General features: G+C 71.3%; 17 protein-coding genes, 1 other RNA gene and 1 pseudogene. 9 read left to right on the top strand and 10 right to left on the bottom strand.

The window, feature by feature from the left end; genetic code table 11:
- Window positions 1-112 precede the first annotated feature (112 nt).
- From ACZ7L1_RS18910 to ACZ7L1_RS18900, 3 genes are all read right to left on the bottom strand, one after another.
- A complete protein-coding gene (locus ACZ7L1_RS18910) occupies window positions 113-1,123 on the bottom strand; it encodes a small ribosomal subunit Rsm22 family protein (RefSeq protein WP_471438476.1) in 1,011 nt (336 codons plus the stop codon).
- 111 nt (window positions 1,124-1,234) lie between these two features.
- Complete coding sequence (locus ACZ7L1_RS18905; protein WP_471438542.1) at window positions 1,235-2,389, bottom strand: serine hydrolase domain-containing protein; 1,155 nt, start codon at window positions 2,387-2,389, stop codon at window positions 1,235-1,237.
- A gap of 11 nt (window positions 2,390-2,400) precedes the next feature.
- Entirely contained in the window at window positions 2,401-3,768 is a 1,368-nt protein-coding gene (locus tag ACZ7L1_RS18900) for a multidrug effflux MFS transporter (RefSeq protein ID WP_471438475.1), read from the bottom strand.
- A 100-nt stretch (window positions 3,769-3,868) separates the two neighbouring features.
- Between ACZ7L1_RS18900 and ACZ7L1_RS18895 the strand changes: the two genes are divergently transcribed.
- The gene (locus ACZ7L1_RS18895; protein ID WP_471438473.1) at window positions 3,869-4,627 is read left to right on the top strand and encodes an SDR family oxidoreductase; all 759 of its coding nucleotides are present in this window, start codon (window positions 3,869-3,871) and stop codon (window positions 4,625-4,627) included.
- Between the two features lie 256 nt (window positions 4,628-4,883).
- On the opposite strand, the gene ACZ7L1_RS18890 is transcribed toward ACZ7L1_RS18895, so the two are convergent.
- Window positions 4,884-6,068, bottom strand: a complete 1,185-nt coding sequence (locus ACZ7L1_RS18890; protein WP_471438472.1) for a D-alanyl-D-alanine carboxypeptidase family protein — start codon at window positions 6,066-6,068, stop codon at window positions 4,884-4,886.
- 276 nt (window positions 6,069-6,344) lie between these two features.
- Window positions 6,345-7,340 carry an aldo/keto reductase gene (locus tag ACZ7L1_RS18885; RefSeq protein WP_471438470.1) on the bottom strand — a complete coding sequence of 332 codons (996 nt, stop codon included), beginning with the start codon at window positions 7,338-7,340 and terminating at the stop codon, window positions 6,345-6,347.
- Between the two features lie 183 nt (window positions 7,341-7,523).
- Here ACZ7L1_RS18885 and ACZ7L1_RS18880 point away from each other — a divergent pair, with 183 nt between their 5' ends.
- From ACZ7L1_RS18880 to ACZ7L1_RS18855, 6 genes are all read left to right on the top strand, one after another.
- The gene (locus ACZ7L1_RS18880) at window positions 7,524-8,069 is read left to right on the top strand and encodes a DoxX family protein (protein ID WP_471438468.1); all 546 of its coding nucleotides are present in this window, start codon (window positions 7,524-7,526) and stop codon (window positions 8,067-8,069) included.
- Window positions 8,070-8,093: 24 nt separating this feature from the next.
- The gene (locus ACZ7L1_RS18875; protein ID WP_471438465.1) at window positions 8,094-8,432 is read left to right on the top strand and encodes a MazG-like family protein; all 339 of its coding nucleotides are present in this window, start codon (window positions 8,094-8,096) and stop codon (window positions 8,430-8,432) included.
- A gap of 61 nt (window positions 8,433-8,493) precedes the next feature.
- Window positions 8,494-9,321 (top strand): PaaX family transcriptional regulator, encoded by an 828-nt coding sequence (locus ACZ7L1_RS18870; RefSeq protein WP_471438541.1) that lies wholly within the window; start codon window positions 8,494-8,496, stop codon window positions 9,319-9,321.
- Between the two features lie 172 nt (window positions 9,322-9,493).
- Entirely contained in the window at window positions 9,494-10,897 is a 1,404-nt protein-coding gene (locus ACZ7L1_RS18865; RefSeq protein WP_471438464.1) for an alpha/beta hydrolase, read from the top strand.
- 101 nt (window positions 10,898-10,998) lie between these two features.
- On the top strand, window positions 10,999-12,612 hold the full coding sequence (locus tag ACZ7L1_RS18860) for an MFS transporter (protein WP_471438462.1): 1,614 nt from the start codon (window positions 10,999-11,001) through the stop codon (window positions 12,610-12,612).
- 109 nt (window positions 12,613-12,721) lie between these two features.
- Window positions 12,722-13,177 carry an archease gene (locus ACZ7L1_RS18855; protein WP_471438460.1) on the top strand — a complete coding sequence of 152 codons (456 nt, stop codon included), beginning with the start codon at window positions 12,722-12,724 and terminating at the stop codon, window positions 13,175-13,177.
- A 29-nt stretch (window positions 13,178-13,206) separates the two neighbouring features.
- Here ACZ7L1_RS18855 and ACZ7L1_RS18850 read toward each other — a convergent pair whose 3' ends face one another.
- From ACZ7L1_RS18850 to ACZ7L1_RS18840, 3 genes are all read right to left on the bottom strand, one after another.
- Window positions 13,207-14,619, bottom strand: coding sequence for an RtcB family protein (locus ACZ7L1_RS18850; protein ID WP_471438459.1), 1,413 nt, complete (start codon window positions 14,617-14,619; stop codon window positions 13,207-13,209).
- Window positions 14,620-14,767: 148 nt separating this feature from the next.
- Window positions 14,768-15,031 (bottom strand): Txe/YoeB family addiction module toxin, encoded by a 264-nt coding sequence (locus ACZ7L1_RS18845; protein WP_471438457.1) that lies wholly within the window; start codon window positions 15,029-15,031, stop codon window positions 14,768-14,770.
- The gene (locus ACZ7L1_RS18840) at window positions 15,028-15,300 is read right to left on the bottom strand and encodes a type II toxin-antitoxin system Phd/YefM family antitoxin (protein ID WP_263229610.1); all 273 of its coding nucleotides are present in this window, start codon (window positions 15,298-15,300) and stop codon (window positions 15,028-15,030) included. The genes ACZ7L1_RS18845 and ACZ7L1_RS18840 overlap by 4 nt, the downstream gene beginning before the upstream one ends.
- Window positions 15,301-16,512: 1,212 nt before the next feature.
- Here ACZ7L1_RS18840 and ACZ7L1_RS18835 point away from each other — a divergent pair.
- Together ACZ7L1_RS18835 and ACZ7L1_RS18830 are read left to right on the top strand one after the other, a co-directional pair.
- Window positions 16,513-19,422, top strand: coding sequence for a bifunctional glycosyltransferase/CDP-glycerol:glycerophosphate glycerophosphotransferase (locus tag ACZ7L1_RS18835; RefSeq protein ID WP_471438455.1), 2,910 nt, complete (start codon window positions 16,513-16,515; stop codon window positions 19,420-19,422).
- Window positions 19,419-20,552, top strand: coding sequence for a glycosyltransferase family 4 protein (locus ACZ7L1_RS18830; RefSeq protein ID WP_471438453.1), 1,134 nt, complete (start codon window positions 19,419-19,421; stop codon window positions 20,550-20,552). Before ACZ7L1_RS18835 ends, ACZ7L1_RS18830 begins: the two co-directional genes overlap by 4 nt.
- 114 nt (window positions 20,553-20,666) lie before the next feature.
- Here ACZ7L1_RS18830 and rnpB read toward each other — a convergent pair.
- An RNA gene (gene rnpB, locus ACZ7L1_RS18825) (RNase P RNA component class A) lies at window positions 20,667-21,083 on the bottom strand.
- Window positions 21,084-21,213: 130 nt separating this feature from the next.
- Window positions 21,214-21,930: pseudogene (locus ACZ7L1_RS18820) on the bottom strand (DMT family transporter); the annotation flags it as partial.
- Window positions 21,931-21,934 lie beyond the last annotated feature (4 nt).

The following is a 21,934-nucleotide window of genomic DNA, read 5'->3' as shown; positions in this document are numbered from 1 at the left end:
GACAGCATGCCCTATGGTCCCACCATCCTGCGCGCGGGGTGGCCGGAGCTGACTACCGGGATGGGCGGGGCGATGCCAACTGCAGTGCGCAATCAGGGGACATCGCGGCATTTCACCCGGTCTGTCCATGCCTATCGTCACGGGACGCGGGCCAGGCGTCACCCCAGTCCGCGTCCCGGGCGGCCCTGTAGAGCGGCCCGTGGCGCTTGGTGACCGTGTCGCGGTGCAGGGCCTCGTCCGGGCCGCACAGATCGAGGAGCACCTGACCCTTGCGGATCTGGGGACGCCGGACCACTCGGGAGGCGGCGGGGCGCACCGGGAAACGGGCCGCGGCGACATAGCTGAACTTCTCGTCCTCGTACGCCAGCGAGCCGCCCTTGACCTGGCGGTGCAGTGAGGAACGGCTGACCCGGGCCGAGAAGTGGCACCAGTCCTCGCCGGGGACGATGGGGCAGGCGGCGCTGTGCGGGCAGGGGGCGGCGATGTGGAAGCCGGCGCGGATCAGGCGGTCGCGCGCCTCGATCACACGGGCGTAGCCGTCGGGGGTGCCGGGTTCGACGATCACGACGGCCTGGGCGGCGGCGGCCGCGGCGTCGACGACGGCGGCGCGGTCGGCTTCGGTCAGCTCGCCGAGGACGTAGGAGACCGTGACGAGATCAGTGCTCTGTATGTTGAGCGCCGATCCGATTCGAGAGCGGCACCACTCCGCGGCCTTGAGCGCCGGATGGGCGGCGGCGATCTCCCGGCCGAGCGCCAGCGCGGGCTCGGCCCAGTCGAGCACGGTGACCGGACGCTCCCCACCCCAGGTGGCGCTCACGGCCCAGGTCGCGGCACCGGTCCCGCCGCCGACGTCCACGTGGCTCGCGGGCATCCAGCCGGGGGCGGTGTCCGCGAAGGCCCCGAGCGCCGCAGACACCGCCTCGAAGGTCGCCGGCATGCGGTAGGCGGCGTAGGCGACGACGTCGGAGCGGTCCCGCAGCACGGGCGCGTCGGTCGGGGTCCGCCCCCGGTAGTTCGCGATCAGCCGGTCCACGGCCTGCGCGGCCTGCCGCGACGGAAGCCCGTCGAGCAGCCGGGAGAGGGCCGCACGCAGGGCGTCGGCTGGGGAGTCGGGGGCGTTCACGTGCTGATTCTAGGGCGGTGAGCGGTGCTCACTTCTCAGAGCGGTGATCCGCCCCCGTAGATCGACACGGAGCCGGCCGCCGCAGGAAACGGAACCGGCCGGCACCGGCACTCACCTACGAGAGTGGCCCTCTGTCCCGAGCGCACCGCTCACTCCCCGTACCGCCCGAGCCAGCCGATCCCCCGCCCGTGCCCGTGGCCCGTTGTCCGGCCCCCGGCGGCGCGGATGGACGGTGTTCGCGAGCAGCACCAGGAACGTGTCCGTCGCCGGGTCCAGTACCAGTGACGTGCCCGTGAAGCCGGTGTGGCCCGCCGCGCCCCGGCCCGCCAGCTCCCCCATGAACCACGGCTGGTCCACCGCGAAGCCCAGCCCCGGCGGGGTCAGCATCAGCTCGACGAAGTCGGGACCCAGGATGCGCGCCGTCCCGTACGAGCCGCCGGCCAGCAGTGCGCGGCAGAAGACCGCCAGGTCCCGGCCCGTCGAGAAAAGACCCGCGTGCCCGGCCACCCCGCCGAGCGCCCACGCGTTCTCGTCGTGGACGCGGCCCCGCACCATCCCCCGGTCCGCCTTGGCCCACGGCCGCCGCTGGTCCTCCGTCGCCGCCGCGTGAGGGCACGGGCCGAAGCCCGTCGCGCTCATCCCCAGCGGCCGGGTGATCCCGTCGCAGACGAGCGCGTCGAGGCCGCGGCCGGTGACGCGCTCCAGGACGTACTGCAGAAGCAGCGGGTTCAGGTCCGAGTAGCAGTACGACGTGCCGGGCTCGCCCACCGGCGCCTCCGCCCGCAGCAGCGCGAGCCGCTCCTCGTGTGACGCGCAGTCGTACAGCGGGAGTTCGGGCCGCAGCCCGGAGGTGTGGGTGAGCAGCTGCCGTACGGTGATCCCCGCGTGCGCCACCGCCAGGAAATCCGGCAGATACGCCCCCACGCGCGCGTCGATGCCGAGCGTGCCCCGCTCCAGCTGCTGCACCGCGGCGACCGCCGTGAACAGTTTGGTCAGCGAGGCCAGGTCGAAGGGCGTGTGCACGGTCATCGGCACCCGCTCCCGCGGCGGCAGTTCCACACCCCGGCCGGCCCGCTCGTCGTAGGCGGTGTAGCGGACCGCCCAGCCCGCCGCCTCCTCCACGGCGATCACCGGTCCGCGCCCGGCGACCACCACGGCGCCGGCCGCCCAGGGGCGCTCCCCCTCGACGGCGGCGTGGACCTCGCGTACGAGAAGACGCAGTTGCTCCGCGTCGAGCCCGGCTCTCTCCGGGGTGTCGACGCGCAGTCTCGGTGCGCTCAGTTCTCCTCCCCCAGGCTCTCGGCTGCGCTCGAGCCGGGGGTACCCCCGCCCTCCGCGCCCGCGCGTGCGGTCCAGGGACGGCACAGTGCCACGAAGCAGGCGACCGCCACCAGTGCGGCCGCCAGTTGGACGACGGCCATCGGGACGGCGGTGTCCTCGCCGGCGATCCCGACGAGAGGCGAGGCGACCGCGCCGATGAGGAACGAGGTGGTGCCGAGGAGCGCGGACGCGGAACCGGCGTGGTGGCGGGTGCGCATCAGGGCGAGCGCCTGCGTGTTGGGCAGGGTGATGCCCATCGCGGACATCAGCACGAACAGGGCGGCGGCGACCGGTGCGAGGCCGACCTCGCCGAGGGCACCCGTCGCCATCAGCAGCAGCGCGGTCGCGGCGAGGGTGACGACCGCCAGGCCGACCGCCAGGACCCTGTCGAGGCTGACCCGGCCGACCAGGATCTTGCCGTTGACCTGCCCGGCGACGACCAGGCCGACGGAGTTGAGGCCGAACAGCAGGCTGAAGGTCTGCGGGGAGGCGCCGTAGATCTCCTGGATCACGAACGGGGAGGCGGAGACGTACGCGAACAGCGCCGCGAAGGCGAAACCGCCCGCGACGGTGTAGCCGGTGAAGACGCGGTCGGCCAGGAGCGTCCGCATGGAGCGCAGGGCGGCGCCCACTCCCCCGCCGTGCCGGTCGGCCGGTTCGAGCGTCTCGGGCAGCCGCACCCACACGAGCGCGGTGAGCGCGATCCCGACGAGCGTGAGGACCACGAACACGCCCCGCCAGTCCGTGACGCGCAGGATCTGGCCGCCGATCAGCGGCGCGACGATCGGAGCCACCCCGGAGATCAGCATGAGCGTGGAGAAGAACCGGGCCATGGCGACACCGTCGTACAGGTCCCGGACGACGGCCCGGGCGATCACGATCCCGGCCGCGCCGGCGAGCCCCTGCACCAGCCGGAAGGCGACCAGGGCCTCCACCGAGGGGGCCAGGGCGCACAGTGCGGTGGCGAGGACGTAGACGACGAGGCCCGTGAGCAGCGGGCGGCGGCGCCCCCACTTGTCGCTCATCGGGCCGACCAGCAGCTGGCCGAGCGCCATGCCGGCGAGGCAGCCGGTGAGAGTGAGCTGCACGGTCGCGGCGGGCGCGTGCAGGGACCTGGTGACCTCCGGCAGGGACGGGAGGTACATGTCCATGGCGAGCGGGGGCGTGGCGGTGAGGGCGCCGAGGAGGAAGGTGACCAGCAGACCGGTACGGCGCTGGACGGCGCCCCGGATGTGCGGTGGGGTGCCGGACGGTGCCGTCTCCGGCTCGGTTATGTGGCTTTCCGGCTGCTTCCTGTCGCGCGTGGTACGGCCACGCTCGAGCATGCGTTCCTCCTCGTCCTACGGTCCGCCCCTTATGTTCTCAGCTCCCACCGGTCGGACGGGATGGTGTACCGAGGGGCGGACACGCCTACGCTGCGGGCCCATGACCAACAGGGAGACGAGGATCGCCGTGGTGACCGGCGCCGGTTCGGGGATCGGGCGCGCGGTCGCCGTGGAGTTGCTGGGCGCGGGCTGGTCGGTGGTGCTCGCGGGGCGGCGTGTGGAGACGCTCGAGGAGACGGCCGCACTCGCGCCCGGGGGCGACACGCTCGCCGTACGGACCGACGTCTCGCAGCCGGCGGAGGTCGAGGCCCTGTTCGCTGCCGTGCGTGGCCGGTTCGGGCGGCTGGACCTGCTGTTCAACAACGCGGGCACGTTCGGCCCCGGTGGCGTCCCGGTCGAGGAGCTGTCGTACGACGCCTGGCGGCATGTGGTGGACACCAACCTCAACGGCGCGTTCCTGTGCGCGCAGGCGGCGTACCGGCAGATGAAGGAGCAGGATCCGCAGGGCGGCCGGATCATCAACAACGGCTCCATCTCCGCGCACACGCCCCGCCCGCACTCGGTGGCCTACACGGCGACCAAGCACGCCCTGACCGGACTGACCAAGTCGCTGTCCCTGGACGGACGTCCGTACCGAATCGCGGTGGGCCAGATCGACATCGGCAACGCGGCGACCGACATGACCGCCCGCATGAGGCGCGGAGTCCTCCAGGCGAACGGGGAGGTGGCGGTCGAGCCCGTGATGGACGTGGCCGATGTGGCGCGCACCGTGCGGCACATGGCGGAGCTGCCGCTGGAGGCGAACGTGCAGTTCGCGACGGTGCTGGCGACGACGATGCCGTACGTGGGCCGCGGCTGACGGGCCCGGTGCCCGGGACGGCGTTTTGTCGACAACTCAACTTCCACAAACGGAATGTAAAACTCCGCACCATCTGGGCCCGTGACGGGCTTACGCTGAGCACATCTACACGGGAGCTTCACACTTGGAGCACCTGGATCCGTAGGCCACACCAAGGGGGGTGGCAGCCGTTCCGTGGTCCGGCAGGGGGTGGACCTCGCGGGGAACCGCGGGGTACGCGCCGGACCACGGAACGGCTGCCCATGCTCCGTCCCGCTCAACGCCGTCGACGGCCGTCCTCCGCGGCTCTGCGCCGTCCGCGTCCACGCCCGCGCAGCGCGTAGACCCCGCCGGCCAGCAGCGCCGCCACTCCCCCGGCCCCGCCGATCAGCCCCCACGACGAGCCACCGTGCCCCTCGGCGGCCGCCCCGTGAGCCGACGCCTGCCGCCCCGGCGCGAGCGTCCCCCGCGCCCCGCCCTCGCTGAGCGGCTCCGCCAGTGCGCCCACGGGCTCGATCTTCCCGGCGTGCGCGAAGCCCCAGTCGAGCAGTGACGCCGTCTCCTCGTAGACGCCGTTGCCACCGGGCTCGGGGTGCATGACGGTCACGATGAGGGTGCGCCCGCCGCGCGTGGCGGCGCCGGTGAAGGTGTTGCCCGCGTTGCTGGTGTACCCGTTCTTGACGCCGATGAGGCCCTTGTAGGTGCCAAGACCCCAGGCGCCGGTGAGCAGGCGGTCGGTGTTCTGGATCTGGAAGGTCCTCTTCCCGCCTGCCGGGAAGTTCGCGACGCGGGTCGAGCAGTAGCCGCGGAAGTCGCCGCTCCTGAGGCCGTGGCGGGCGAACAGCGTCAGGTCGTACGCGGAGGACAGCTGCCCGGGGTGGTCGAAGCCGTCGGGGCTCACCACATGGGTGTCCAGGGCCTGCATGTCCTCGGCCTTGGCCTGCATCTCGGCGACGGTCTTCGCGATCCCGCCGTTCATATGACTGAGGACGTGGACCGCGTCGTTGCCGGAGCGCAGGAAGACACCGAGCCACAACTGCTCGACGGTGTACGTGATTCCGGGCTTGACACCGACGAGGCTGGACCCGTCGGGGATGTCCGCGAGGTCGGCGTCGGTCACCGTGTGGGTCTTGTTCCGTTCGAACTTCCCCAGCACGGTGTCCGCGAACAGCATCTTCAGCGTGGAGGCGGGGGCGAGCCGCAGGTGCGCGTCGCACGCGGCGAGCACCTGACCGCTGTCGTGGTCGGCGACGAGCCAGGCGCGGGCGGTGAGCTTCTTCGGCAGCGGGGTGCCCCCCTGTACCTGGACGCCGGCCAGTCCCAGCCGTTCGCCACCGATGGCCGGGGCCTCGGACGCGGACGCGGGCGCGGCCAGGGCCAGCGGTGCGGCGGCGACGAGCCCGAGCACGGCGCGCCGGGACAGCCGCGCGTCACCCGGGGAAAGCGAAGAGGAAAAACGCACCCCGGGACCGTACAAAGCGAATCCCCGGCGACACGCACCGGGGGGTTAAAGGCACGGCAAAGCCCGGGTCATGTCCGGGAAACATCCATGGCTCAGAACACACCACTCACCAGGAGTTTCCCGGCAGCACACCGTCAACGGCCGAAGAACGCGCTCTCTTGCAAAAACCTGGTCCCGGGCGTCTTTCTCAGCCCTCACGCATTTCTTACTCGGGACCGCTCCACCGCTTCTCCCCGTCCTGTGCCGCGCCCACGACGGGCGACCGTCAGAGTGCGCTCATCGCCCCAGGATCCGGTCCACCTCGGCCAGTTGCCCGGCGGTGAGCGGCCCCTTCGCGAGCGCGCCGGCGTTTTCCTCGGCCTGGACGACCGAGCGGAAGCCCGGGATGGGGACGGTGAGCGGGCTGCGGGCCCAGATCCAGGCGAGGGCGCCCTGGGCGAGCGTACGGCCGCCGCTGGTGAGGATGTCCCGGAGCGCTTCGACGCGCCGCAGCCACTCGGCGTCGGCGCCCCCGCCCTCGGTGAAGCCCGGCAGCCATGCGGGCGGCGCGTTGCGGATGTCGCCGGCCTCCAGGGCGCGTCCGGGGGTGTGCTTGCCGGTGAGCAACCCCATGGCGAGGGGGCTGCGGTTGATGCTCGCGAGGGTCGACCCCTCGCACAGGGCGAGGAGTTCGGGCGCGTCCTGGAGGATGTTCAGGCGATGCTGGACGGCCGTGCAGTGCTCCCCCTCGGCGAACACGGCGGCGCGGGCCGGGTCGTCGGTGCTCCACGCGTACGCACGGATGAGCCCCTCCCGCACGAACTCCTCACAGGTGTCGCGGAGTTCGGCCGCGCGCTCCGGGTCCGCGTCGGACAGGTGCAGCTGGTAGAGGTCGATGTAATCGGTGTCGAGGCGGCGCAGGGAGGCGGTCAGCGCGCGGCGGGCGTACGCCGGTGAGTCGTCGCTGCCGGTGAGCAGCCGGCGTTCCTCGTCGATGAGGTTGCCCCACTTGGTGGCGAGGACCACGTCGGCGCGCCGTTTGCCGAGGGCGCGCGCGAGGACGCGCTCGCTGTGGCCGGTGCCGTAGGCGTCGGCCGTGTCGAAGAAGGTGACACCGAGGTCGAGGGCGCGCCGTACCGCCCGGACGGACTCCTCGTCGTCGACCTTCCCCCAGCCCAGGGGCTGTCCGTCGAGGGACGCCCACTCGCCCCCGATGGCCCAGCAGCCGAAGCCGAGGGCGCTGACCCGGATACCGCTTCTCCCCAGTGTCCTGACGTGCTCGATGCTCTCCATGCCGGTGACCGTAGGAGTTGGAGTGCACGCGAGGGCAAGCCCTTTCACGGATGCGGTCGCGGCTCGCGCCGAGACGCCGCCCCTGCGCCACCCGAACGGCGTCGTGAACAGGTCGGCCGGTGTGACGGGTGGGACGGTGGGAACGCGAAGGGGACTGTTCCTGTTGCCTGCCAGGGAGTGACCGTGACCTGTTTCGACCGACGTGACGTGGGGTTGCTGCTGCTCAGGCTGGGCACCGGCGCGGTACTGGCGGCGCACGGTGCGCAGAAGCTGTTCGGCTGGTTCGGCGGGGGTGGGCTGGAGGGCACCGGGCAGTGGATGGAGTCCGTGGGTTATCGACCCGGGAAGCAGAACGCGCTGGTCTCCGGCCTGGTGGAGGCGGGCGGCGGCACCCTGCTGGCGCTGGGCCTGGCTACACCGGCGGCGGGCGCCGCGGTGGCCGGCGGGATGGCGGGGGCGGCTGCCGTGCACGCCCCTCAGGGCTTCTTCGCCCAGAGCGGCGGCCTCGAATACCCGGTGTCCCTCGGTCTGACGGCGGCGAGCCTGGCGGTCACGGGACCGGGCCGGCTCTCCCTGGACGCTCTGTCCGGTCACGCCTTCAACCGCGGCTGGATGGTCCCGGCGGCGTTCGCGGCGACGGCGGCGGGGACGGCGCTGGTGGTCGGGGCACGGGCCAAGCGGCTGCGGCAGAAGACGGAGGGCGAGCAGGAGGCGCTGTTCGAGGAGTGACCGTTTCCATGGCAGTCTGCGGGGATGACCGAACAGGTGACGTCCGCGGACCTCTGGGAGTCGATCGACCGGCTGCACGCGTGGCTGGACGCCAACCGTGCGCACGACGGCGCCGACGAGCTGCTGCTGCGCGTGCTGAAGCTGTCGGAGGAGGTCGGCGAGGTCGCGCAGGCGGTGATCGGCGCGACGGGCCACAACCCGCGCAAGGGCACGTCACACAGCTGGGAGGACGTGCGGGCGGAGCTGTGCGACGTGGTGATCACCGCGCTGGTGGCGCTGCGCACCCTGACGCCCGAGGCGCGCGAGGTGTTCACGGCGCATCTGGCGGGGGTCAGGGCACGCTCGCTCGGCCCCTCGTCCTGAGTTGCTCCGCGAACACCCGAAGGACTGAAAGTGTGTCACGAATGACACGGCCTCGTACTGTATCCGCGTGACCACCCCGGCCCTGCGCCCCCAGTCCCTCCTGCTCAGCTTCCTCGGTGACGAGGTGCTGGGCCGGGGGGTGTGCGTGTACACCGGGAGCGTCATCGAGGTGTTCCGGCGCGCCGGGGTCGGCGAGCAGGCCACCCGGTCCACGCTCACCCGCATGGTCGCCCGCGGCCTGCTGTCCCGCCGCCGCGAGGGCCGCCGCACGTACGTCGGCCTCACCGACCGCTCGGAGGCGATCCTGCGCGACGGGGAGCGGCGCATCTGGAAGACGGGCGCGGTCAACCGGGACTGGGACGGCACCTGGACCCTCCTCGGCTTCTCACTCCCGGAGTCCTGGCAGCGCCAGCGGCACGACCTGCGGTCGCAGCTGGCCTGGGCGGGGTTCGGAGCGCTGTTCAGCGGGCTGTGGATCGCGCCGGGTGAGGTCGATGTCTCCGGAATCGTGGCCGAGCTGGGACTCGCGGCCCATGTGAAGGTCTTCCGGGCCCGGGCGGACACCGGCACGGACATCGCCGGAATGATCGACGAGACCTGGGACCTGGCGGAACTGGCCGCCCGCTACCGGGAGTTCGAGGCGGCCTGGCGGCCGTTCGCGACGGGTGGCGCGGACATCACCGCGGAGGACGCCCTCGCGCTGCGGCTGCGGCTGACCTCCGAGTGGCTGCAGGTGATCCGCAGCGATCCCCGGCTGCCCGTACGACATCTGCCGGCCGACTGGCCTGCGGTCGGCGCGGAGGAGACGTTCCGGGCGGTCCACGGCCTGCTGGACGCGCCGGCCAGGGACGCGGCGCGGCGGCTGATCGAGACGGTTGCGGCCCAGTAGCGGACCTTCGGGCAGGTGACCCGCGCCGCGGCGCCGCGAAGTGATGTTGTGCACTCCATTGACGCCCGCAAGAAATCAGCCCTACATTCCCTGACGTTCAGTGCACTGAGCAATCGAGCAATCGAGCAATCGCACGGTCCCCGGTCCCGAGCCGCCAGACAGGAGCCGACGCATGCGCGCCGCCCGCACTCGTCCCCGTACCCGACTCCGCATCGCCCTCGCCGCCCTGGCCACGGTGGCGTCCGCGGCCCTGACCACGCTCCCCGCACCGGCCGCGCAGGCTGACTCGGGAGCCACCCGCCTCACCGGCACCCTCGCCGACGGCGCCACCTGGATCGCGGACGTCCCCGCCCGCTGGAACGGCACCCTGCTCCTGTTCAGCCACGGCTTCGGCCCCACCGTCGCCCAGGACGCCCCCTCCGACGCCGTACGCACCGAGCTGCTCGCCGAGGGCTATGCGATGGCCGGGTCGTCGTACGACCCCCATGGCTCGATGTGGGCCCTGACCAGCGCCGAACGCGACCAGGTCGCCACGCTCGACGCGGTCACCGCGAAGATCGGCACACCGCGGCGCACGCTGTCCGTCGGCCAGTCCATGGGCGGGCTCGTCAACGCGCAGATCGCCCGTGACGGCGCCGGCCGCGTCGACGGCGCACTCGGCCTGTGCGGCCTGGTCGCGGGCGGCACCGACCTGGACAACTACCAGCTCGACGCCGAGTACACGATCGCCCGGCTGCTCCTGTCCGGGCAGGACGTCGGTCTGGTCCGCTTCGGGTCGGCCGCGGACGCGGCCGCCACCGCGAAGAAGCTCACCGACGCCGTCACGGCCGCACAGGCCACCCCACAGGGCCGCGCCCGGATCGCGCTGGCGGCCGCCTTCCTGAACCTGCCCGCGTGGGCACCCGGCGAGACGGCCCCCGCGCCGACCGACTGGGCGGAGCAGGAGAAGCAGCAGTACGCGTGGTTCGCGCAAGGCATCCTCTCCTTCGTCGAGGGCGGCCGGTACGCGATCGAACAGTCCGCCGGCGGCAACAACTCCTGGAACAAGGGTGTCAACTACGCCCGCCTGCTCGCCGGTTCCGTGCACTCCCCGCAGGTCCGGGCGCTGTACCAGGCAGCCGGCCTGGACCTGCGCGCCGACCTGGGGGCCCTGACGGCGGGCGCCGCGATCACCGCAGACCCGGCCGCCGTACGCTCCGCCCAGCGCACGTCCTCCGCGGGCCAGGGCCTCGGCGTGCCGCTGCTGGACGTGCACACCGTGGCCGACAACCTGGTCCCGGTCGAACAGGAGCGGCAATTCGGCGACCGGGTGCGGGCCTCCGGCGACGGGGCGCTGTTGCGGCAGGCCTACGTCCAGCGGCAGGGCCACTGCACGTTCACCACCGCCGAGACGGTGGCCGCCCTGCACGCCCTGGAACACCGCGTCACCACCGGCCACTGGGACGACGCTGCGACGCCGGGGGCGCTCCAGCAGTCGGCGACCGGGCTGGGGCTGGACGGGGCGGCATACGTCACGTACCGGCCGGCACGGCTGACGGTCGGCCGGGACCGACCGGCGTACCCCAGCCACCAGTGAGGTACGGCGCCCGCCACTGACGTACGGCACCGCCGCCCGACCCCCACGCCCCGCACCCCGCACCCCGGCACCACACCCACCACTGACGTTGGGACCCGCTCATGTCCGACACATCCGCTCCTGCGACCTCTTCACCCGCTCCCCCGCGTGCGTCGCTCCCGATCGGCACGCTCGTCGCCGGCTGTCTGGCCGTCTGCCTCGCCCAGATCGGCCTCGCGATGCCGGCCACGCTCAACGGCCTGTTCCAGGAGCACCTGCACCCCGTCGGCTCCCAGCTCACCTGGATCTCCGACGCGTTCCTCCTCCCCGTAGCCGTCCTCGAACTCTCCTTCGGCGTCCTCGGTGACCTCTTCGGCCGCAAACGGCTGCTGGTCGGTGGCGCGGCGCTCCTGTGCGCGGGTGAGGTCGTCGCCGCGAGCGCCTCCGGCATCCACCAACTGTGGGTGGGCCAGGCGCTGGCCGGTCTGGGCGCCGCCGCGCTCTTCCCGACCTCGCTCGCCATGATCGCGGCCGGCACGCACACCGGCCCCCAGCGGGCCCGAGCCATCGCCGTCTGGGCGTCCAGCCTGTCCGCGGGCGGCTTCCTCGCCCCGCTGCTCGGCGGTATCACCGGCACGTACGGCTCCTGGCGCTCGGCGTTCGTGGTGGTCGCGGTACTGGCCGCGATCAGCGCGCTGGTGAGCCTGTGGCTGGCCACCGACTCCCGCGCCCCGGAGGGCCGTTCACTCGACGTCGGCGGCCAGATCACCATCGGCGTCGGCCTGTTCGCGCTGCTGTACGCGGTCATCCAAGGACCGACGGACGGCTGGGGGTCGACCCCGGTGGTCGTGGCGTTCGTGATCGCGGCGGTGTTCATCGGCCTGTTCGTCTACGCCGAGAGCCGCGCCCGCTCCCCGCTCCTGCGCCTGGACCTGTTCCGCAACCGCTCCTTCGCGATCGCGTCGATCGTGGCGGTCGTGGGCATGTTCAGCTTCCTGGGCACGGCGTACGCGGCGAGCATCCGGCTGGGCCCGATCCAGCACCAGAGCCCGATGCGCACGGCCTTCGCGTTCCTGCTGCTCAATGCCATCACTCCGGTCCTCACCCCGCTGACCTCGCGGCTGCTGCACCGGCTGCCGGCCCGGGCGCTGCTCACCGCCGGTCTGGCGCTGATCGCGGCGGGCGACTTCCTGGCGGCTGGGCTGGACGTCGGCGACGAGAACCTGACCTCCCTGATCCTGCCGCTGGGGCTGGTCGGCATCGGCTTCGCCTTCACGGTGTCGTCGATCACTGCGACCGCCGTGAACACGGTCCCGGTGCCGCTCGCGGGCATGGCGAGCGCGGCCACCAACCTGCTGCGCGACTTCGGCTTCACGCTGGGCCCCGCGGTGATCGGCGCCGTGGCGCTGAGCCAGGCCGCGGCCCAGGTGACCTCCTCGCTGGCGGGCGCGTCCTCGCTGAGCGCGGAGTCGAAGGCGGCGGCGCACGAGGTACTGAAGGAGGGCGGCCCGCTCGCCCTCAACTCGGTACCGCCCGCTTCCCCGCCCGGCGCGGCCCGCTCCTACGCCCTGGACGCCCTCGGCCACGGCTACTCGATCGGCTTCGTGGTGTGCGGCTCGGCGGCCCTGTTCTCGGCACTGCTGGTGGTGACGGCACTGCGGGGACGCACGGCGCAGGAGAGCGCGGTGGACGCGGAGGGCGAGGACAAGGAGCGGACCGTGCTCGCCACGGGGTGAGGCGGGCGACGCACCTCGTCGCGGCCCTGGGGATGCTCGGCGCCCCGGGGCCGCGCGCTTTGAACGTCGCGGCCCGTGTGGAAGCGGTTGAGCGGGGCACACGATGGGCATGGTCGGCGATACGGACGACGACAGGTCGATGCGTCGGCAGGGCTCGAGCGGCCACCGGACGGTGCCGCACACCGCCGATGTGCGGATCGAGGCATGGGGTGTGAGCCGGGAGAGCTGCCTGGCGGAGGCGGCGACCGGCCTCGTGGACTGCTTCGCGGACCTGTCCACGGCGCGTCCCACCGCCGTGGAGCGCGTACGACTGGCCGAGAACGACGACGACGATCTGCTGGCCGCGCTCCTGGAGGAGGTCGTCTACCGGCTGGAGGTCCACGGCCAGGTGCCCGTGGACGTGGAGGCCGAGGCCGACGACGAGGGGCTCGAGGTGCGGCTGACGGTCACCGGGCTGTCGAACGTGGAGATCACCGGTGCGGTACCGAAGGGCGTGTCGTGGCACGGCCTGCACATGGGCCCGGACCCGTACGGCTGGTCGTGCACGGCGATCGTGGACGTTTGAGCAGCCGTCGACGGTTCACGGGTCGTGGATCAGCCCTTGACCACACCGAGCGGCACCAGGCGGGCGACGATACGGCACAGCCCGGCACTCTCGCTCGCCGCCACGACCTCGCCGACGTCCTTGTACGCCTCCGGGGCTTCCTCGGTCAGGCCGCGCCAGGAGAGCGGACGCGCGGCGATGCCGTCCCGCTCCAGCCTTGCCCGCAGCTCCCTGCCTGTGATCGAGCGGGCGGCCTGGTGACGGCTCATCCGGCGCCCCGCACCGTGGCAGGTGGAGAAGAAGGCACCTCCCCCGGCCACCCCCGCCAGGACGTACGAGGCCGTGCCCATGGTCCCGGGAATCAACACGGGCTGCCCCTGCTCCCGCAGGTCTTCGGGAAGCTCGGGGTGCCCGGGCGGAAACGCCCGAGTGGCGCCCTTGCGGTGCACGCACAGCCGACGCCGCCGCCCGGCCACGTCATGGGTCTCGAGCTTGGCGAGGTTGTGCGACACGTCGTACACCAGGGACAGCCGGACGCTCGCGGCGCGACGGAAGACCCGACGGGCGGCTTCGGTGAGCAGCTGACGGTTGGCGCGTCCGTAGTTTGCAGCGGCGGCCATCGCCCCGAGGTACGCCTGCCCCTCCGGTGAGGTGACCGGGGTGCAGGCCAGCTGCCGATCGGGCACGGCGATGCCGTACCGGGCCATGGCCCGACCCATTGCCCGCACATGATCGGTACAGATCTGGTGACCGAGCCCGCGCGACCCGCAGTGGATCATCACGGTCACCTGACCACGCGCGATCCCGAAGGCGTCGGCGGCCGCCTGGTCGTACACCTCGGCGACCTGCTGCACCTCAAGGAAGTGGTTGGCCGACCCCAGGCTGCCCACCTGCCCGAGCCCACGCTCACGGGCCCGCCCGCCCACCTGCCGGACATCGGCGTCACCCACCGCTCCACGGTCCTCACACCGGGCAAGATCCCGTTCCTCACCATGCCCCTGCTCCACGGCATAACCGGCTCCACCCTCCAGGACGCGCTCCAGCTCCCCGGGCCCACTCGGCCGCCACACGCCACCGGGCCCCGCGCCACGGGGGATGGCCCGGTCAAGCCCGTCCATGACCGCGTCCAGGGCGGGTCGGAGCGCGTCACGATCACAGTCCGCGGCCAGCAACCGCACCCCGCAGGAGATGTCGAACCCCACCCCTCCCGGCGACACCACCCCGCCGTCCTCGACGTCGGTCGCGGCGACGCCCCCGATGGGAAAGCCATAGCCCCAGTGGATGTCGGGCATGGCGTACGAGGCGCCGACGATGCCGGGCAGCGTGGCCACGTTGACGACCTGCCCCAGCGCCTGCTGCGCGTCGCTCAGCAGGGCTCGGGAGGCGAAGACGACGCCCGGGACGCGCATGTCGCCGTGTCGTTCGATGCGGAAGCGGTGGGGGGCTTCTTCGAGGAGTTCCATGGTGGTCTCCTGCGGTGCGTGCGGCGCGGGTCGCCTCGGGGAGACCACCCGCTGCCTTCCGAGTTCCGCGCGGTGGCGGGGTGACTTCCCCGGTCGGCAGTGTCGGTCATCCCTTCGCCCAGGCCCTCGGGGCTCGCCTCAGCCGACTCTAGTCAGCGTAGTGATAGCGAGCCTTGAGGATCTTGACTTCTTTGTCATCGACTCGGTAGACGAGGCGGTGTTCGTCGTCGATGCGTCGCGACCAGTAGCCGGAGAGGTCTCCTTTGAGCGGCTCGGGCTTGCCGATGCCGTTGAAGGGATCGCGTTGGATCTCGCCGATGAGACGAACGATGCGACGCACCATTTTTCGGTCGGTCTCCAGCCAGTACTGGAAGTCGTCCCAGGCACCTGGGTCGAAGTTGACGTCCCTCACTCCTCACCAGCCAGCTCTTGGAGGTCGTCAAGGCTCTTGGTGATTCCCGTCTGGCCCGCACGGTCGCGGGCGACAGCCTCCATGAGACGGCGTGCGTTGGCCGGCGATCGCAGGAGGTAGATGGTCTCCTGCCAGGCGTCGTAGTCCTCGGCAGACATGAGTATGGCGTCGCCGTGCTTGGAGTGGATGCGTACGGGCGCGTGGTCGTCGTTGACCTTCTTGATCAGGGGAAAGAGCTCCTTGCGCGCCTCGCTGGCAGTGAAGGCCATGGCAACCTCCCTCTCTTAGACCGGTACGGAAAATCGTACCTGACTGGTACGGAAGTACGTACCACTTTCACATGGTGAGGGGAGGCCGCGAAGCGCGAACCGCCTCCGCATCCGGACAACACACGCCTGCGCTGCGGCAACGCCCCGCACCCGCCCTCCGGGAAGACCGTCCGGACATGTCTCCACTTTCCTGACGGCAATGCGCTCTTCGAATATCTGCAGGTGCAGACACCGCTCAGCGGCCTTCGGAGGAGTCTGGACTATTTGTGGCCAGGATCGTGAGGTGTCTGCCCTGGCGACCAGGAAGGCCCCTGGACTTGTCCAGGGGCCTTCGACCGATAGCGTCTGCCGCATAACGGTGTGTTGGGCAAGGTGATCTCTGCACCTCAGCCCGTCGCCGTTCGTTCCTTTGACGAGGCCGGGCTGGCTGAAGGACCTGGCCGACGCGGCCCGGGACATGGCCAAGGCACTGGACTCCTACGCGGATGCGGTGCACGGCGCGAAGAAGTCCTAAAGGAGCTGGCCTGGGCCGAGGACGCCACCTCGGCACACGGATGGTGGTGGAACCGCCGTCCGGATCCCCTGCCCTGGTGACAGGTCGGTCACCACAGCGAGTTCTGCCATCTCACGCGCGCGCCCCCGCGAGCGGGCCACTCCAGCACCCCTGGAACAGCTCGGCGCCTCCAGCCGCTTCCGAGGCGGGTTTCAAGGCCGCTCAGCGTGGCTGGATCTGATACACGTCGAATGTGGTGGGGCCGTGGCGCGCCCACTGTGGGGAAGGCCGGCTCTTCTCGATGTTCACCCCGTCAGCCGCGCACCGGTGAATCCTGACGCCCTGCCGCAGGAAGGCGTCCAGCGCCTGCTCCGCCGCGCCCGGGACCGGACGGGGGGGCGGGCGCTGGATCGCCGCACCTCAGAGCAGGGATCAGCACAGCCCGTACTGCTCGGCACCGCTTCGGGAAGCGACTCTTCCCGGGGACGCATGCTTCTTTTTCATGCTCCGGTCGGGTGGGGATTCAGGGTGGGTTTGTGATCATGTGGTGCCGACCGGCTCCTGCCCCCGGCGAATGATTATGGAACGATAGGGTTCCTGCCGCATGAACGCAAGCACAACCTGCACAGCGGATCGCGTGTCTCGCACTGAGACGCACGCCCGGCCTTTCCCCTGGTCGCGCCCAGGAACAGGCTGAGATCCCGAAAGCCGTACGAGAGGTGGCCGTGTCGATAGTTACCCCGCAGTCAGGCGTCGAATCGGATGACGCGCCCGACATCAGTGTCGTGGTGATCGTCTACAACGATGCCCAGCGCCTGCCTACCGCCGTGCGGTCGGCTCTCGACCAGACGCTGGGGAACGTGGAGGTTGTCATTGCCGACGACTGCTCCACCGACGACTCCTACGAGGTCGCGTGCTCGCTTGCCGCCGCTCATCCCGGCCGTGTCCGGGCCATCCGGCTGGAGGAGAACAGCGGCGGCTGCGGTGAGCCCCGCAACCGAGGCATCGCCGTCGCCCGCGGGCGCTACGTGATGTTCCTCGACAGCGACGACACTCTGGATCCCAACGCCTGCCGCAACATGCTGGAGGCCGCCGACCGCACCGACGCCGACCTGGTCTCCGGCCTGTGCGTCCGCGTCCACACCGACAGCCGGCACGACAAGCGCGTCCCCTGGTACCCGTGGCTGTACCGGGAGACCCGCACCCTTGAGTCGGTGGCGGAGCTGCCGGATCTGATGGTCTTCGACACCCTTTCGACCAACAAGTGCTACCGGCGCTCCTTCCTTCTCGAGGGCGGCCTGGCCTTCCCCCGCGGCATCCACTACGAGGACCTGCTGTTCTCCGCGCAGGCCTACCTGGCGGCGCGGCGCATCACGCTGATCCCGCAGACCATCTACTACTGGAACGTCGTAGAGAAGACGCAGGCGAAGTCGATCAGCAACCGGCGCCACGAGATCAACAACTTCGCCGACCGGGTCGAGATCCACCGCCGGATCGACGCGATCCTGGACCGGCTCGGACACGACGAGCTGAAGCTGCGCAAGGACATCAAGTTCCTCAAGCACGACCTGGTGCTGTACCTGCGCGACCTGCCGTTCCTCGACGACGACTACCGTCACCGCTTCGCCGAGCTGGCGCGCGGCTACGTCCAGGACTTCCCGCAGGCCGCCTACGACGAGTTGGACCGGGTCCACGCCATCTGCGCCTACCTGCTGCTGCGGGAGGACTGGCCCAACCTCATGCCGGCGATCGACACCCTGATCAACCGGAACAAGATCTCCACCCCGCTCGTCGTGCGCGACGGCCGGGTCTACTGGTGCGACGAGCACCTCGACGATCCGCAGGGCCGGGCCGTGATGGATGTCACCTCGCTGGGTCTGCACGCCAAGCCGCTGGACGCCATGGTCCTGCGCAATCTGCTGACCGGTTACGAAGTACACGGCGGCGACGTCACACTGTCGGGCGGCATCGTCAACCCGTTGCACACCATCGCCCCCGAGGCACGGCTCACCGCCCAGCTGGAGTTCCGGGCCCGTCGCCGCAGCCTCCAGACCTTCCACTTCCCCGTGCAGGACGTACGGCACGAGGGCGACGTCATCACCTGGCGCGCGGACGTCCCGCTGGAGCGCCGGCTGCGCCCGCTGGGCATCGTGGACGAGGTCTGGGACGTCCGGCTGCACCTCACCGCGGACGGCACGCGCACGACCAGCCGACTCACCGTCGGCACCGTCGACCTGGAGAACGCCGGCCTGGTACCGGTCCGTCCGCGGCTGACCCGCTTCACGGCCGACCGCATGCAGGCGCATGCCTCCGCCAAGGGCCACCTCGCCCTGAAGCTCACCCAGGAGAGCAAGGCCGCCCGCGACGGACGTGCCCTGGTCGACCGCCACATGCACGGCCGACCCGCCCGCGCCGCGAAGGGCGCCTACCGCTCCCTGCGGGCCGTGCACCGCGATCTCAACTCCGGCGAGCGCAAGATTCAGGTCTACCGCCGGATGCTGCGCCTCCTGCCGGTCCGCAAGGGCACGGTCGTCTTCGAGAGCCACCTGGGCCGGCAGTACAGCGACAGCCCGCGCGCGATCTACGAGGAGCTGCGCCGGCGCGGCGCACCCATCACGCCGATCTGGTCGCACGCCGGTGAGAAGCCCAAGGGCTTCCCCGACGACGTCCATCTGGTGCGCCGGTGGTCGTGGCCGTATCTCAGGGCGCTCGCCCAGGCGGAGTTCTGGATCGACAACCAGGGCTTCCCGCTGCGGCTGCCCAAGCGGCCGGAGACGACGTACATCCAGACCTGGCACGGCTCGGCACTGAAGCGGATGGGCTTCGACGAGCCCTCCCTGCGCGTGACGTCCGAGCAGGAACAGCGCGTCTACCAGGAGGCGCTGAACCGCTTCGACCACTTCGTGGTGCGCGGCGAGCATGACGTGCGCACCCTGGCCCGCGCCTATCGCATCCCGGACGAGAAGCTGCTGCGCACCGGCTACCCGCGCAACGACGCCCTGGTGCGGGCGGCTCAGACCCCGGAGACCCGGGATCCCGCCGTACGAGAGCTGGCCCAGCGGCTCGGTATCGCACCGGGCAAGCGGGTGGTCCTGTACGCGCCCACGTTCCGCGCCAACCGGGAAGGCCGCCTACGGGAGTTCGAGTTCCCGTTCGACGTGGAGCGCTTCGCCGACCGCTTCGGCGAGGACTGCGTCCTGCTGGTGCGGGCCCACTACCTGAACCGGATCGCCCTGCCGCCATCCGTGGCCGGACGGGTGATCGACGTCACCGACGAGCCGGACGTCACCCCGCTGATGCTGCTCGCCGACGCACTGATCACCGACTACTCGTCCGTCATGTTCGACTACGCGCTGCTGCAACGCCCGATCCTCTTCTATGCCTACGACTGGGACGAGTACGCGGGCGACGTCCGCGGCACGTACTTCAACCTGCTCGACGAGGCACCGGGTCCGGTGGCCCGAAACGAGGAGGACCTGTTCACGGCCGTGGCAGAGCTGGACGAGGCCCCGTCCCGGTACGGTGCGCAGCTGAAGGAATTCGTGGACAAGTACGGTGAGTACGACCGAGGCGACGCGGCGGCACAGATCGTGGACCGCTTCTTCGGTGACGCGAGGGAGGCCCGATGACCCGGCGTGACATCTTCTTCGTCGGCAACGAGGTCAACGAGCTCGGCGGTGTGGGCCGGTGGCAGATCCAGATGGCCCGCCTGCTGGCCGAGCGCGGCCACCGGGTGACGGTCGTCGGCATCGCGCCGCCGCACGCGCCCATGGAGTTGAACGACCCGCCGTTCGAGACGGCGACCCTGTACGCCCGTCGACCGCCGGGCCGCCCCAGGCCCCGGCTCAAGCTCGGCCGGCTGGATCCGGCCGTCCGCCGCGCCGAGGGACACATGCAGGCGGCCGCCGACAAGCTCACCCGGATGTTCCGGGCCGCCGGGCCGGGCGCGGTGATCATCGTCACCCAGGTGTGGGCGATGGAGTGGGTGGCCCTCGCCGACACCGCCGGGCACACCGTCATCGGCATGAGCCACGAGGCCTTCGAGACGTCCAAGAAGTCCTCCCGGTTCGAGCGGGTCAAGACGTATTACAAGGACGTCGACCGGCTGCTGGTACTCACCCAGGAAGACGCCGACCGCTGGGCCGTCGAGGGCATGAACAACGTGGGCTTCATGCCGAACCCGCTGCCGCTGGCCCCGACGGAGGAGACGTCCGAACGCACCGAGAAGGTGGTCCTGAGCGTCGGCCGGCTCTCCCACGAGAAGGGCGTCGACATGCTGCTCGACGCCTGGGCCGAGGCCTCGCGACAACAGCCGGGGTGGGTGCTGCGCCTGTACGGCAGCGGCGACCAGGAGGCCGCCCTGAAGCAGCGGTGCGCCGAACTCGGCCTGGACGACTCGGTGGACTTCGCCGGGCAGACCGACGACGTGCCCGCGGCGCTCAGGCAGGCCTCGGTGTTCGCGCTCTCCTCCCGCGGTGAGGGCTTCCCGCTCGCCCTGCTCGAGGCGATGGCCTTCGGCCTGCCGTGTGCCGCGTTCGACTGCGCGCCCGGCGTCCACGAGATCATCACCGACGGCGAGGACGGACTGCTGGCCCGACCCGGCAACACCACCGAACTCGCCGAGCGGTTGGTGCGGTTGATGTCCGACGAGGAGCTGCGGGAGACGATGGGCGAAAAGGCCCGCCGATCGGTGCAGCGCTACTCCCCCGAGCACATCACCGACCGCTGGGAAGAGCTCTTCGCCTTCCTGGAGAGGTAGGCCCTGCCGGGCCGTCTCAGGCAGCGCCGTCGCGCAGCAAGCCCCTGAAAAACACGGAAAAGGGCCTCCGACAAGGTCGGAGGCCCTTTTCCCGATCAAAGCCGCAGACAGCGGCAGACGAGTCGGGCTGTACGCCGGGTTCTGTCCCGAAAGGCCCTCGCGAGCCTCCCGGTGACGGCCATCCATCTAGGACCGGCGTTGCCGCCGGCCTCGTGCGGTCTACCCGCGGACTCGGGCGGGCCGCCCTCGATCGTCCGCGCAGGAGCACCTTCCCTAGTCGAAGGCGCTCCCTTTTGACCTTGCTCCGGGTGGGGTTTACCTAGCTGCCCAGGTCACCCTGGGCACTGGTGGTCTCTTACACCGCCGTTTCACCCTTACCCAACGCCTGAGCGCCGGGCGGTCTGCTTTCTGTGGCACTGTCCCGCGGGTCACCCCGGGTGGCCGTTAGCCACCACCCTGCCCTGTGGAGCCCGGACGTTCCTCGGGGAGCTCCCCGTCAGGGGGACTCCACGCGGCCGTCCGCCCGGCTCGTCTGCCGTGTGGACCATGGTACCGGGCGCGACGCCCGCTTCGGTGCCGTGGCCACGGCCGGGCCCGCCGTCGCGAGCACCGAGCCTGCCAGGATCAACGCGAAGGCGATCATGATGCCTGCAGTCAGGGGCTCGTCCAGCAGGGCCGCGCCCGCCGCGACCGCGACGGCCGGGTTGACGTACGTGATCACCGTCGCACGGGTCGGACCCGCCTCCTTGATCAGTTCCAGGAAGGCGACGAAGGCCACGGCCGTGCAGATGACTCCCAGCCCGGCCAGGGCGGCCAGGACCTGGGCGGAGGGGACGGTGGTCGGCCAGGTGGCCGCGGCCGCGGGGGCGTAGACCAGGGCCGCCAGCGTCAGGCAGGGTGCGATGAGCTGGAGCGTGGGGACGTCCTTGAGGTGGCGGGCGGCTATCAGCGGTGCGGTTGCGTAGCCGACGACCGTCAGTAGTACCTCCACCAGGGAACGCGCGTCGCCGCCGGTCAGGTGCGGGGCCGTGAGAACGCCGACGCCGGCCAGGCCCAGCGCCAGCCCCGTCAGCCGTCGCACGCCCAGGCGCTCCGCGTCACCGACGAGCCGGGCCGCGACCACGCCCACGATCGGGACGCCCGCGATCAGCAGACCCGCCGTGGAACTGGACAGGTGCCGCTCGGCGTCGGTGAGCGTGAGCCAGGGGCCGATGATCTCGATGCACGCGAAGGCCAGCATGGGGCGCCAGTGGTTTCGTACGACACGGGTGAGGTTCCCTTGCCGTACCGCGAACGGGAGCAGGAGCGCGGCGCCCAGTGCGCAGCGCGTGAACACGACCATGGTGGGGGACACTGCGTCCACCGCCACTTTGATCATCAGA

This window comes from Streptomyces sp. NPDC107546 (assembly GCF_055639175.1).
Note: the sequence above shows the minus strand (reverse complement) of the source record. Positions and strands in the feature narration are given on the sequence as shown.